Source organism: Mesorhizobium sp. BHbdii (assembly GCF_053848045.1).
This window is the reverse complement of sequence record NZ_JBSPKX010000126.1, coordinates 1-525: the sequence shown is the minus strand read 5'-3', so window position 1 is coordinate 525 and position 525 is coordinate 1. Positions and strand designations below refer to the sequence as shown.

At 62.3% G+C, this 525-nt stretch carries 1 pseudogene; it reads left to right on the top strand.

Going from position 1 to position 525, the window contains the following annotated elements:
- Nucleotides 1-525, top strand: a pseudogene (locus tag ACWTU8_RS32205) (carbohydrate ABC transporter permease); the annotation flags it as partial.

Sequence of the window (525 nt, the reverse complement as noted above, 5' to 3'; positions counted from 1 at the left end):
ACGGCAAGTTCGTCCTTGAGGGCAACATCTTCGGCGATGGCGCCAAGCGCAACATCAGCGCCTTCGGCGTCAAGTCGGCGGCGCCGACGCAATATCCCGCCGGCACGACCGCCGATCTTGGAGACGGCGTGACCTTGCTGCTCAATGCCGATGGCAGTTTCGTCATGGCCTCGCCCAAGGCGTTCGAGGGCGATCGCGGCCAGCGCGTCTACTATGCCTCGTCGGCGCCGCCGAAATTCACCACCGAAAACTACAAGACCGTGCTGTTCTCCGAAGGCATCGGGCGCTCCTTCATGAATTCGTTGACGGTGACAGTACCGGCGACCGTCATCCCGATCCTGATCGCTGCCTTTGCCGCCTACGCGCTGGCCTGGATGCGTTTTCCCGGCCGGGCGCTGCTGATCGCAGTCATCATCGGCCTCCTGGTGGTGCCGCTGCAGATGTCGCTGATCCCCTTGCTGAAGCTCTACAACGGCGTCGGCACGTTCTTCGGCGTACCATCGAAAACCTATCTCGGTATCTGGC